Here is an 11979-nt window from a genome sequence, read left to right as displayed (position 1 = left end):
CCCCCGTCCCGTCCGCCCCAGCCGCCGGGCGGACCCCGTTTCCCGCGCTCCGCGCCCAGCCGAGAGGTCACGATGACGTCCACGGAAGAACAACCTGTATCGGTCATGCCGATCATGAACATGGTCTACGGCCTGTGGGTGTCCCAGACACTCGTGACCGCCCATGAACGCGATCTGTTCGGCCGCTTCGCCGCCCGTCCGGGCATGACGCCGGCCGAACTCGCCGGCCTGCTGGACCTGGAGGAACGCCCCGTCGAACAATTGGTCACCGCCTGTGCGGCGTTGGGGCTGCTGCAGCGTGACGGCGAGGGATACCGCAACACACCCATGACCACCCGGTACCTGCTGCGCGGCGGCGAGGACTACGCGGGCGGCTGGGTGGAGATCGTCTCGCGTCACGACTACCCCGGCTGGCTGCGACTGGACGAGGCGCTGCGGACGAACCGCCCCACCGCCTGGGACAGCGAGCGCCGCGACTCGCTGTTCGACGACGAGAACCCCGTGGTCGTGGAGTCGTTCTGGGAGGGCATGAGCGCGATCTCCCGGCCCACCGCGCGGACCCTGGGCCAGGCGGTCGACCTCTCGGGCGACCTCTCCCTGCTGGACGTGGGCGGCGGTGGCGGCGCGTACGCGATCGAGTTGAGCCGGGCCTACCCGTCGCTGCGCACCACCATCTTCGACCTGCCCTTCGTCTGCGATCTGACGCAGAAGAAGGTCGAGCAGGCGGGCTTCGCCGACCGGATCTCCTTCGCCGCCGGAGACTTCTTCTCCGATCCGCTGCCCACCGGTCAGGACGCGGTGCTGCTCTCCATGATCCTGCACGACTGGGACGTCGACCAGTGCAGGAAGATCCTGCGGGGCTGCTACGACGCGCTGGCCCCCGGCGGCCGTCTGCTGATCAGCGAACTGCTGGTCGCCGACACCAAGGACGGGCCGCTCGACGCCACGTTGATGAGTCTGTCGATGCTCGTGGAGACCTTCGGCCGGAACTACACCGGGGCGGAGTACCGGGAGTGGCTGCTGGAGACGGGCTTCGCCGAGGTCGAGATACGCCGGTTCGACGCCCCGGCCGCCAACGGGGTCGTCATCGCCCGGAAGCCCGGGTGAGTCCTCGGCGCGATCGGTGAGGCACTGCCCCGGCCCCGGCCCGCCATCGGCGGGCCGGGGCCGGGGCCCTGTCGTCAGATGTAGCCCTCACGCAGGGCGTAGGCCACGGCGTGCGCCCGGTTGCGGAGATTGAGCCGGGTCGTCAGCTTGTACATGACGTCCTTGATCGTGCGTTCGGAGTAGCACAGCTCCGCGGCGATCTTCGCGGTGCCGAACCCTTCGGCGACCAGGCGCATGACCTCGACCTCCCGGGGGGTCAGCCCATAGGTGGGAAAGCCGGGTCCGCCGCCCACGGCGGGGGAGACGCCCGCGCCCATCTGACGGATCAACCGGCCCAGCAGGTCGGCCGGGAGGTCCCCGTCGCCGCGTGCGGCGGCCAGCACGGCCTGGATCAGCCGGTTCCGGGTGGCCTCGTGACGCCAGACCACGGCGCTGACCCCATAGCTCACCACTTCGTGGAACTCGTCGTCCTGCAAGGTGTCCAGCACCAGGACGGCCTTCGATCCGTCACCGCCGACGGCCCTGCGCATCTGGGTCAGCGTGCCCTGACTGAGCACATGGTCGACCAGCAGGATCACGCCGCCCGGACTCTTCCGCTCGCGGACCTCGATGCGCGCGTCCCGGTCCAGAGCGCTCAGCGCACCCTCCCGGGATATGGGGTCCCGGGCGTGCACCACTACGGGGACCCTCGGTTCGAATGGTTCCGGATGACGGTCCACAGAATTCACCATTCTCACAGGGTTCGGCATTCCCACGGGGTTGAACATTCCCACCGGGTCCGTGACGCCGGCTGAACTCGACAAACCTGTTCTCCCTGTCTGCACCCGCTGTTGACACCGTGGAGCGGTTCGGTCCCCCGTGGTTTCGACGCCGTTAATTCGTCGGGCAGGATTCCACCCCTGTCAGATTCCGGACGATGCCGGCCGCGAGCTGACGGCACGCGGTCGCGCTCAGCTCCAAGTGGGTGGCCGCCTCGTCGAGATGGCCGACGATGAGCAGGATCGCCTCGGCCTGGCGGGCGCTGCCCGCCGGCCCGTCGTGCGACCTGCCTCCGGGGGCGGGCTCGCCTTCGCCCGGGTTGGCCTGCAGCGCACGGGCCAGGGCGTTGTTCACCAGGGAGGAGGCGACCAGGACCGAGGACAGCCGCTCCAGGCTGGATCGCCTGCCCGCGACGGCGGCGAACGTGCTGTTGTGCAGGGCGTTCAGCCGGACGAGAGCGGTGGCGGTCAGGTCCTGTGCCGCGAGCAGAAGAGGACCGATCCGGCGGAGGGCATCGGCTCCCGGGGTGTATGAGACATCGCAAACGCGGACGTGGAGCGTCTCGAATTCACGTGCGAGGTGATGAAGTTGCCGTTCATGATGTTCTAATTCGCTCGCTGACATGACGGCGTGGCTCCAGAGGATCGCAGCGTCGATTTTCATCCAGCGTACTGACACCGATCCGGGACACTCCAGGCGTGTCGCCAGAACGGCCAGAAAGAAATCGTTCAGATATCAGCCAGTCACCCCGTGGTATCACGCCATACTGAAAGGGGCCGGAAAAGGTTCCCCTTCTCCCCTGTTTGTTTGGCACCGGATCGCTTCCGGCTACGCGCCGGTACCGTCCGGGAAACCGGCGCGCCAGGCGGCCCGATCGCACCGGAGCCCCACCCCCGGGTGCCCGAATCGCCGGTCGGGCTGACCGTTTCCGCCCGTTCCGCATGACCGGCCGACGGGACCGGGGATATGCTCGCGCGCCGCCGAACCGGCCGGTCGCCGGACGCCCTTCTGGCCGGTCCCGTGACGACGCTCAGGAGCCCCGCTTGGCCTCGGGCATCAGACGGGAACCGGTGATCCGCTCGCCGTTGATGTCGTCGGGGTTGGACAGCACGCAGGTCTCCAGCGACAGGCAGCCGCATCCGATGCAGTCGGTCAGGTGGTCGCGCAGGCGGTGCAACTGTCCGATGCGCTCGTCCAGTTCCTTGCGCCACACCTCGGAGAGGCGGGCCCAGTCCTCGCGGTTCGGCGTGCGCTCCTCCGGCAGTTCGGCGAGCGCGTCCCGGATCGTGGCCAGCGGGATGCCGACGCGCTGGGCCGCGCGGACGAAGGCGACCCGGCGCAGCGCGTCCCGCGAGTAGCGGCGCTGGTTGCCGCTGGTGCGGCTGCTGCTGATCAGCCCTTTGGCCTCGTAGAAGTGCAGGGCCGAGACGGCCGCGCCGCTGCGCGCCGAGAGCTGGCCGACCGAGAGTTCGTGGAGTGTCTGTGGAATCTGGGGCACCCCTCGAATCTACTGCCATGTCGTTGACAGGAACGCGCCGCACAACGATGCTGAGCAAGCGCTTAGACATCGCGCCTGATGGTGCGCAGAGCCGGAAGGCAGGAACCGGGAACATGGCAGAGCCGAGGATCTTCACGTCCGCGCAGGAGCTGCGGGACGGAGTGGGTGAGCAGCTGGGACACAGCGACTGGCTGGAGATCGACCAGGAGAGGGTCGACCGGTTCGCCGACGCGACCGGCGACCACCAGTGGATCCACGTGGACCCGGAGCGGGCGAAGGACGGCCCGTTCGGCACGACCATCGCGCACGGCTATCTGACGCTCTCGCTGCTGCCCGCGCTGGTGCCGCAGGTGATGCGGGTCGAGGGCATGAAGATGGGCATCAACTACGGGTCCAACAAGGTCCGTTTCCCCTCGACCGTCCCGGTCGGCTCGCGGCTGCGGGCGACGGCGGTGCTCCGCGACGTGGAGGAGGTCGGCGGCGGCGTGCAGGTCACGGCGGTCGTCACGGTCGAGCGCGAGGGCAGCGAGAAGCCGGCCTGTGTCGCCGAGTCGGTGTCCCGCTACTACTTCTGAAGCCGTCGGCTACTTCTGGGCCTGCCGGGCTCCGACCATCCGCAGGACGAGGCCGGCGTACAGTTCGCCGACCTCGTCGGGGGTTCGGGTGCCCCGGGCGTTGAACCAGCGGGCCACGTCGATGCAGAGGGAGAGCACCGCGAGGGCGGTGCCGGGGACGTCGGGGACGTCGAACTCGCCGTCCCGCACCCCTTCGCCGATGATGCGGCGCACCACCGCGTCGCTCCTGCGCCGCAGCGCGACGATCTCGGTGCGGTGCTCCTCGCCGAGCGCGTCGAGCTCGTACTGCACGACCCGGGCGGTGGTGTGCCGCTCCGCGTGCCAGCGGACGAAGGAGCGGACGGCCCCGGCGAGGCGTTCGGCGGCCGTGCCGTCCCGGTCGGCCTCGGCTTCGAGCACGGACAGCGCCCGCTCGTGGCCGATCGTGCTGATCCGGTGGAGCAGCTCTTCCTTGGTCTTGTAGTGGATGTAGAGCGCGGCCGGGCTCATCCCGGCCCGGCCGGCGATGTCACGGGTGGTGGTCGCGTGGTACCCGCGCTCGGCGAAGGCGTCCACGGCGGCGACGAGGAGCCGCCTGGCCGCCTCGGGCGTGACCTCGCCCCACGGCGCGTCCTCGCTGCTCGTGTCCTCCGCCGTACTCATCGCCCAGGGCCCCTCTCCGTCAGCAGGACGAACACCATACCCCGAACCTGAGCAAGCGCTTAGGGGTTGTCCTGCCGATCTTGCCCGGTCAGAGCTTCTGGAAGGGGTCGTGCTCGGCGAGGATCTTCTCCAGCCGCGCCTGGTCCACCCGGCTGACGATCTGCCCGGCCTCCTGACGGTCCCTGATCACCTTGGCGAGCGTGAAGCAGGACGTGACGAGGTAGAGCACGCCGATGGCGAGGAAGCCGCGCACCCAGGCGTCGGCGTCGAGGAAGAAGATACCGAAGGCGACCGCGCCGATCGCCACCATGAAGGAGGCGACGGCCTGCATGTAGAAGGCGGCGGTGCTCTGCTGCTTGACCGATGTCGTGTCACTCATGGGTTCAGCATCCGCCGACGTGGCGCACGCCACATCCGTGCCCGTACTCAGGCCCGTACTCAGACACCCGTACGAACCCGCGAGCCGGTCAGAAGGCGGAGACGCCGGTCAGCGCGCGGCCGATGATCAGCTTCTGGATCTGGCTGGTGCCCTCGTACAGCGTCATCACGCGGGCGTCCCGCAGCAGCTTGCCGACCGGGTACTCGTCGATGTAGCCGTAGCCGCCGAAGACCTGGAGGGCGTTGTTGGCGCAGCGGACGGCGGCCTCGGACGCGTACAGCTTGGCCTTGGACGCGGCGGTGGCGAACTCCTGACCCCGGTCGATCAGGTCGGCGACCCGCCAGGTCAGCAGCCGGGCCGCGTCCACGTCCACGGCGATGTCGCTGAGCAGCTCCTGGACGAGCTGGTGGCGGGCGATGACCTTGCCGAACTGTTCGCGCTCACCGGCGTAGCGCACGGCCGCGTCCAGGGCCGCCTGCGCGATGCCCACGCAGCCCGCCGCGACGGACATCCGCCCCTTGGCCAGGGCGGACATGGCGATGGAGAAGCCCTTGCCCTCGGGTCCCAGGAGAGCCCCGGCCGGTATTCGTACGTCCTGGAGGACCAGTTCGGCGGTGGCCTGGCCGCGCAGGCCGAGCTTGCCGTGGATGGTGCGGCGGGCGAGACCGGGGGTGTCGGCGGGGACGAGGAAGGCGGAGACGCCCCGGTGGCCGGGGGCGTCGTTCGTCCGCGCGAAGAGCAGCACGACATCGGCCCAGGTGCCGTTGGTGATGAACGTCTTGGTGCCGTTGAGGACGTAGTCACCGCCGTCGCGCACGGCGCGGGTGGCGAGGTTTCCGGCGTCCGATCCGGTGCCGGGCTCGGTGAGGCCGAAGCAGCCGATCGCCTCGCCGGAGGTGAGCCGGGGCAGCCAGGCCCGCTTCTGCTCCTCGTCGCCCCAGGTGGCGACGGTCTTGGCGACCAGCCCGAGCGATACGGAGACGATGCCGCGCACCGAGGAGTCGCCGCGCCCCAGCTCCTCGGTGACCAGGCAGTAGGACAGGTGGTCGCCGCCGGAGCCGCCGTACTCCTCGGGGACCGTCAGACCGAGGAAGCCGAGGTCCCCGAGCTTCTTCACGATCGACCTGTCGACATTCTCGGCGCGGTCCCACGCGATGACGTGGGGGGCGACCTCGCGGGCGACGAACTCCTCGGCCAGCTTCCGGACGGCTTCCTGCTCCTCGCTGAGCGTCAGGTCCATCGTGCCCACCCACTGCCTCTCACGGGCGCCGTTCGGGCGCGCTTTAATTAGCACTGCTAGTTTCTGGTTCGCAGGCCCTACTATGAGCCGCATGGCCCGACCGCGCAAGCCCCTCCTCAGCAGAGACCGCATCGTCGGGGCGGCGAGCTCACTCGTGGACTCCGAAGGGCTCGACGCCGTCTCCACGCGTCGGCTGGCGGCCGTCCTGGGGGTCAGCGGCCCGTCGCTCTACAACCACTTCCGCAACAAGGAGGAGATCCTCGACGCCGTCGCCGACGCGGTCTCCGTACAGGTCGATCTGTCGATGTTCGAGGAGTCGGACCCGCGCGACTGGCGCGAGGCCCTGCACGACTGGGCGCTGTCCTACCGGGCCGCCCTCGCCGCGCATCCGCACATCGTCCCGGTCCTCGCCCGGGGACCCGGCCGGCGCCCGGCGGGGCTGCGGGTCGCCGACGCGGTGTTCGGGGCGATGGTGGGGGCGGGGTGGCCGCCCGCGCAGGCGACCCGGATCGGGGCGCTGATGCGGTACTTCATCACCGGCTCGGCGCTGGGCTCCTTCGCCGGGGGCTTCGTCGACGACGAGACCGCCTACGACCCCGCCGACTACCCGCACCTCGGCCAGGCCCACCTGCTCGCCGACCACCGCCGCCAGGTCGACGAAGGGGCCTTCGAGACCGGGCTGCGGGCCCTGCTGGACGGGCTGGCGATCCAGTACGAGCAGTACGCGCGGCCCACGGACGGGCGGCTGTCCGGCCGGTCCGGCGCCTGAGCACGGAACCGGCGCCGGGGATGGGCGGTGCCCCTGCTTCCCGGACGCGGAGGGGGCGCCCGGCGCCACCGCCACGGTTCCGTCCTCGGACGCCGGACGGGCGGGGAAGGACGGGGCCACAGAGCGAGGCACCGGCCGCCGATTGACGGTCCTCGACAATTCAGTGGGGGTCGGAGCGTTGCGGCTCTACGGTCGTGGCCATGACGACGACCCCGACACCCCTTCAGGTCTCCCCACCGGCCCACCGCTGGCGCGCCACCGCCGCCGCCTGCACCACCGTCGTGCTGTGGGCCTCCGCCTTCGTGTCCATCCGCAGTGCGGGCGAGTCCTACTCCCCCGGCGCACTCGCCCTCGGGCGGCTGGTGACGGGCGCGCTGGTGCTCGGGGCGATCCTCCTCGTACGGCGGGAGGGGCTGCCCGGGCGCGGTGCCTGGCGCGGAATCATCACGTCCGGCGTGCTGTGGTTCGGGCTGTACATGGTGGCGCTCAACTGGGGCGAGCAGGAGGTCGACGCCGGGACGGCGGCGATGCTGGTGAACATCGGGCCGATCCTGATGGCCCTGATGGGCGCCCGCATGCTCGGCGAGGGGCTGCCGCGCCGTCTGCTGCTGGGCATGGGCATCTCGTTCTCGGGCGCGGTCGTCGTCGGCCTCGCGATGTCCGGGCACGGCAGCTCGTCCGTGCTGGGCGTGGCGCTCTGCCTGCTGGCCGCGGTGGTCTACGCGCTGGGCGTGGTCAGCCAGAAGCCGGCGCTCGCGCACGGCTCCTCGCTGCAGATCAACACCTTCGGCTGCATGATCGGCGCCGTCGCCTGCCTGCCGTTCACCGGGGTGCTGGTCTCCGAGGCGGCCGACGCCCCCCTGTCCGCCACGCTGAACATGATCTATCTGGGCGTCTTCCCGACCGCGCTGGCCTTCACCACCTGGGGTTATGCCCTGGCCCGGACCACCGCGGGCCGGATGGGCGCGACCACGTACGCGGTCCCGGCGATCGTCGTGCTCATGGCGTGGGTGCTGCTGGACGAGGTACCGACGCTGCTCGGGGTCCTCGGCGGGCTGCTCTGCCTGGTCGGGGTGGCGGTCTCCCGGAGCCGTCAGCAGACTGGGTCCACACGCGGAAATCCGGCCCGGCCGGTGGAGGGATCCCGTCATGACGAGGAGCGCCAAGCGGAACGGACGTAGCGGGACCGGAGGCAAGGCACGCAGCGGGACCGGGGGCGGAACGGGACGGGACGCGTCCGGCGCCCCCGCCGCGAGCGAGCGGGCGGCCCGTCACGGCGGCCCGTATCTGGACGGGTTCGGCGTGGTCGACAGCGGTGACGACGATCCGGTCCTCGTGACCCCACAGGGCCACGCCCGCGACGCCTGGCGCGAGGACTACCCGTACGACCGTAAGCTGCGCCGCCGTGACTACGACAAGGCCAAGCGGGCTCTCCAGATCGAACTGCTGAAGCTCCAGCACTGGGTGAAGGAGCGCGACCAGCGGCTGGTGATCCTCTTCGAGGGGCGGGACGCGGCGGGCAAGGGCGGCACGATCAAGCGGTTCACCGAGCATCTCAATCCGCGGGGCGCGCGGGTGGTGGCCCTGGAGAAGCCGACCGAACGCGAGCGCACCCAGTGGTACTTCCAGCGCTACGCGGCGCATCTGCCGAGCGCCGGGGAGATCGTCCTGTTCGACCGCTCCTGGTACAACCGGGCCGGGGTCGAGCGGGTGATGGGGTTCTGCACGACCCGCGAGTACCTGGAGTTCATGCACCAGGCGCCGGGCTTCGAGCGGATGCTCGCCCGGGACGGCATCCACCTGGTGAAGTTCTGGTTCTCCGTCTCCCGCGACGAGCAGCGCAACCGGTTCATGATCCGGCAGATCGACCCCGTACGGCAGTGGAAGCTGAGCCCCGTCGACCTGGCGTCGCTGGACAAGTGGGACGCGTACACGGAGGCGAAGGAGCTGATGCTCTTCCACACCGACACGGCGGACGCGCCCTGGACGGTGGTGAAGAGCAACGACAAGAAGCGGGCCCGGCTGGAGGCGATGCGGCATGTGCTGGACCGCTTCGACTACCCCGGCAAGGACCCGGAGGTGGTCGGGAAGCCGGACCCGCTGATCGTGGGCCCGGCCTCCCGGCTGTTCGAGGAGGGCGAGATGGACGCCCGGCTGCTGGGCCCGGTGACGTCGACGTCCCGGACCACGGACTTCTAGCCGAGCGCTAGAAGACGACCAGCGCCCGGCCGCCCTTGCCCGCGATCATGTTGTCGAAGGCGGCGGGGATGGCGTCCAGTGCGATGTGCTCGGTGACCATCATCGACAGGTCGAAGCGGCCCGCGCGGATGTGGCCGGCGAGGACGGGCAGGTCGCGGGCCGGGTCGCTGTTGCCGTAGACGCAGCCCGTCAGGGACCTGCCCCAGTGGAAGATCTCCAGGGCGTTGAAGGTGACTTCCTGGTCCTTTCCGCCGATCCCGACGACCGTGGTGCGCCCGCCGCGCCGGGTGGATTCCCAGGCGGCCCGGATCGTCGCGGGCCGGCCGACGCACTCGACGGCGACGTCCGTGCCCTGGCCGCCGGTCAGTCCGCGGATCTCGCGCGGGGTGGTGGCGGAGGCGATGACGTAGTCGGTGGCTCCCGCCTGCCGGGCCAGCTCCTCCTTGGCCGGGGAGACGTCGACCGCGATGATCCGGGAGGCGCCCGCGATCCGGGCGGCCTGGAGCACGGCGAGACCGACGCCGCCGATCCCGAAGACGACGACGCTCTCGCCCTCGCGGACCTTGGCGCTGTGGTGGATCGCCCCGTAGCCGGTGAGGACCGCACAGCCGAGGAGGGCGGCGTCGGTGAGCGGGATGCCGTCGGGGGCGGGGAGCACGCAGTTCGCGGCGACGACGGTCTCCTCCGCGAAGGCCGCGACGTTGAGGCCGGGGTGGAGGTCGGTGCCGTCGGCCGTACGGGCGTGGAGGTTGGCGGTCCCCTTCAGGGCGTCGGCGCAGAGCCACACCTCGCCGATCCCGCAGTGGAAGCAGGCCCCGCAGGAGGGGGCCCAGTTGAGGACCACGCCGTCGCCGGGGGCCACACGCGTGACGCCCTCGCCGACCGCCAGGACCGTACCGGCGCCCTCGTGGCCGAGGACGGCGGGCACCGGGACGCGCATGGTGCCGTTGGACAGGGACAGGTCGGAGTGGCAGACGCCGGCGGCGGCGAGGGAGACGCGCACCTGGCCGGGGCCGGGCTCCGGCAGGACGATGTCGGTGATCTCCAGCGGAGCTCCGACGGCGGGCAGTACGGCGGCGCGGACCACGGACAGACTCCTTGTACGGAAGGGGTTACGGGGCTCAGAACTGGAGCGACTTGGTCTGGAGGTACTCCGCCAGACCGTGCGGCCCCAGCTCGCGCCCCACCCCCGACTGCTTGTAACCGCCGAACGGGGCCAGCGGGTTGAACCGTCCGCCGTTGATGTCGACCTGCCCGGTGTCCATCCGGCGGGCGAAGGCCACCGCCTCCTCGTCGTCGGCGGCCCACACGGCGCCGGCGAGCCCGTACACGGTGTCGTTGGCGATACGGAGGGCGTCGTCCACGTCCTCGTACCGCAGGATCGAGATCACCGGGCCGAAGATCTCCTCGCGGGCGATCGTCATGTCGGGGGTGACGTCGGCGAAGACGGTGGGGCTGACGTAGTAGCCGGTCTCCAGGGGCGCGTCCGGGCCGCCCGCGACCAGCCGGGCGCCCTCCTCGACGCCCTTGGCGATGTAACCGCGCACCCGGGCCTGCTGCTTGGCGTTGACGAGCGGACCGACCCGCTCGCCGGCCACGTACTTGGTGACGGCGTTCGCCGCGAGCTCCACGGCCTCCTCGTACCGCTCGGCGTCCACCAGCATCCGGGTCCAGGCGCTGCACGTCTGGCCGGAGTTGGTCATCACGTTGGCGATGCCGACGTTGACCGCCCTGGCGAGGTCCGCGCCGGGCAGGATCACGTTGGCGGACTTGCCGCCCAGCTCCAGGGCGACCCGCTTGACGGCGGCCCCGGCGGTGGCGCCGATCTGCCTGCCGACGGCGGTGGAGCCGGTGAACGAGACCAGGTCGACGTCCTCATGGGCGGCGAGCGCCTGGCCGGCGACCGGTCCGAGGCCGGTGACGAGGTTGAAGACCCCGGGCGGCAGACCGGCCGCCTCGGTGGCCTCCGCGAAGAGCTGCGCGGTGAGCGGGGTGTCCTCGGCGGGCTTGAGGACGACGGTGCAGCCCGCGGCGAGGGCGGGGGCGACCTTGGCGACGATCTGGTGGAGCGGGTAGTTCCAGGGGGTGATCGCGCCGACCACGCCGACCGGCTCCAGCAGCACGGTGGAGTTGCCGATCCGCTCCTCGAAGGCGTGGCGGGCGGCCAGTTCGGCGTACGAGGCGGCCACCAGCACGGGCACGCCCGCGTGGACCATCTGGGAGAGCGGCAGCGGCGAGCCCAGCTCGGCGGTGATGGTCTCGGCCAGCGTGTCCTTGCGGGCCGCCAGCGCGTCGGCCAGCGCGGTGAGCCGGGCGGCGCGCTCGGCGGGCGGGGTCGCGGCCCAGGCGGGGAAGGCGGCGCGCGCGGCGCGCACCGCCGCGTCGACGTCCTCGGCCGTCCCCGCCGGCACATGGGCGATGACCTGCTCGTCGGCCGGGTTCACGACCGCGATCGTGTCCTGGCCGGCGGCGGGCCGCCACGCACCGTCGATGTACATCTGGTCATGGGCCTTCATGGCTGTTTCCTCCCGGACGTGCTGTACGGAGCCGTGCGGCGCGCGGGCAGCACGTCGCACCCGCCCAAACTAGCGCCGTTAGTTTTCTGACGCCAGGGAGCCTTTGGAGACACCCGTCACGCCGGGCGCGCACGCCCTGTTACGCACGCCCCGGCCCGCTCGACCGGACCGGGAGGGCCCCTCAGCGCTGGGGGAGGTCGTCGAACCCGGGGGCGTCCCGGGGCAGGGGGCAGATGCGGCGGCCGTAGTGGTCGAAGACGTACAGGTGGGCCAGGTCCACCAGCAGCGGCACCTG

Annotated in this window: 13 protein-coding genes; 5 read left to right on the top strand and 8 right to left on the bottom strand. The window is 71.1% G+C overall.

All coding sequences use genetic code 11. The features are described 5' to 3' along the window. Positions 1-105: 105 nt before the first annotated feature. Positions 106-1107, top strand: a complete 1002-nt coding sequence (locus HET64_RS29815) for a methyltransferase (protein ID WP_215110256.1) — start codon at positions 106-108, stop codon at positions 1105-1107. 74 nt (positions 1108-1181) lie between these two features. Here the strand turns inward: HET64_RS29815 and HET64_RS29810 are convergent, their stop codons facing one another. The 3 genes from HET64_RS29810 to soxR all read right to left on the bottom strand — a co-directional run bounded on the left by HET64_RS29810 (position 1182) and on the right by soxR (position 3364). Next, positions 1182-1838, bottom strand: coding sequence for a helix-turn-helix transcriptional regulator (locus HET64_RS29810; protein WP_215110255.1), 657 nt, complete (start codon positions 1836-1838; stop codon positions 1182-1184). A 142-nt stretch (positions 1839-1980) separates the two neighbouring features. Next, positions 1981-2529, bottom strand: coding sequence for a hypothetical protein (locus tag HET64_RS29805; protein ID WP_215110254.1), 549 nt, complete (start codon positions 2527-2529; stop codon positions 1981-1983). 367 nt (positions 2530-2896) lie between these two features. Further along, the gene (gene soxR / locus HET64_RS29800; RefSeq protein WP_215110253.1) at positions 2897-3364 is read right to left on the bottom strand and encodes a redox-sensitive transcriptional activator SoxR; all 468 of its coding nucleotides are present in this window, start codon (positions 3362-3364) and stop codon (positions 2897-2899) included. Positions 3365-3477: 113 nt separating this feature from the next. On the opposite strand from soxR, the gene HET64_RS29795 reads away from it, so the two are divergent. After that, the gene (locus HET64_RS29795; protein WP_215110252.1) at positions 3478-3939 is read left to right on the top strand and encodes a MaoC family dehydratase; all 462 of its coding nucleotides are present in this window, start codon (positions 3478-3480) and stop codon (positions 3937-3939) included. 9 nt (positions 3940-3948) lie between these two features. On the opposite strand, the gene HET64_RS29790 is transcribed toward HET64_RS29795, so the two are convergent. The 3 genes from HET64_RS29790 to HET64_RS29780 all read right to left on the bottom strand — a co-directional run bounded on the left by HET64_RS29790 (position 3949) and on the right by HET64_RS29780 (position 6200). Beyond that, positions 3949-4581, bottom strand: a complete 633-nt coding sequence (locus tag HET64_RS29790; protein WP_215110251.1) for a TetR/AcrR family transcriptional regulator — start codon at positions 4579-4581, stop codon at positions 3949-3951. A gap of 88 nt (positions 4582-4669) precedes the next feature. After that, positions 4670-4960: a YiaA/YiaB family inner membrane protein gene (locus tag HET64_RS29785; protein ID WP_018959586.1), complete on the bottom strand. Its 291-nt coding sequence runs from the start codon at positions 4958-4960 to the stop codon at positions 4670-4672. 88 nt (positions 4961-5048) lie between these two features. Next, complete coding sequence (locus HET64_RS29780) at positions 5049-6200, bottom strand: acyl-CoA dehydrogenase family protein (protein ID WP_215110250.1); 1152 nt, start codon at positions 6198-6200, stop codon at positions 5049-5051. A gap of 91 nt (positions 6201-6291) precedes the next feature. On the opposite strand from HET64_RS29780, the gene HET64_RS29775 reads away from it, so the two are divergent. The 3 genes from HET64_RS29775 to ppk2 all read left to right on the top strand — a co-directional run bounded on the left by HET64_RS29775 (position 6292) and on the right by ppk2 (position 9168). Continuing rightward, positions 6292-6969, top strand: coding sequence for a TetR/AcrR family transcriptional regulator (locus HET64_RS29775; protein ID WP_215110249.1), 678 nt, complete (start codon positions 6292-6294; stop codon positions 6967-6969). A 200-nt stretch (positions 6970-7169) separates the two neighbouring features. Next, positions 7170-8150 (top strand): DMT family transporter, encoded by a 981-nt coding sequence (locus HET64_RS29770; protein WP_215110248.1) that lies wholly within the window; start codon positions 7170-7172, stop codon positions 8148-8150. Then, positions 8119-9168 (top strand): polyphosphate kinase 2, encoded by a 1050-nt coding sequence (gene ppk2, locus HET64_RS29765; protein ID WP_215110247.1) that lies wholly within the window; start codon positions 8119-8121, stop codon positions 9166-9168. The genes HET64_RS29770 and ppk2 overlap by 32 nt, the downstream gene beginning before the upstream one ends. A 7-nt stretch (positions 9169-9175) precedes the next feature. On the opposite strand, the gene HET64_RS29760 is transcribed toward ppk2, so the two are convergent. Together HET64_RS29760 and HET64_RS29755 are read right to left on the bottom strand one after the other, a co-directional pair. After that, a complete protein-coding gene (locus HET64_RS29760) occupies positions 9176-10255 on the bottom strand; it encodes a Zn-dependent alcohol dehydrogenase (protein WP_215110246.1) in 1080 nt (359 codons plus the stop codon). A gap of 34 nt (positions 10256-10289) precedes the next feature. Further along, complete coding sequence (locus HET64_RS29755) at positions 10290-11684, bottom strand: aldehyde dehydrogenase family protein (protein ID WP_215110245.1); 1395 nt, start codon at positions 11682-11684, stop codon at positions 10290-10292. Positions 11685-11979 lie beyond the last annotated feature (295 nt).

Origin of the sequence: Streptomyces sp. McG3 (genome assembly GCF_018619185.1) — a bacterium.
In the GTDB taxonomy this organism is placed as follows: Bacteria; Actinomycetota; Actinomycetes; order Streptomycetales; family Streptomycetaceae; genus Streptomyces.
This window is presented reverse-complemented; position numbering and strand designations above follow the sequence as displayed.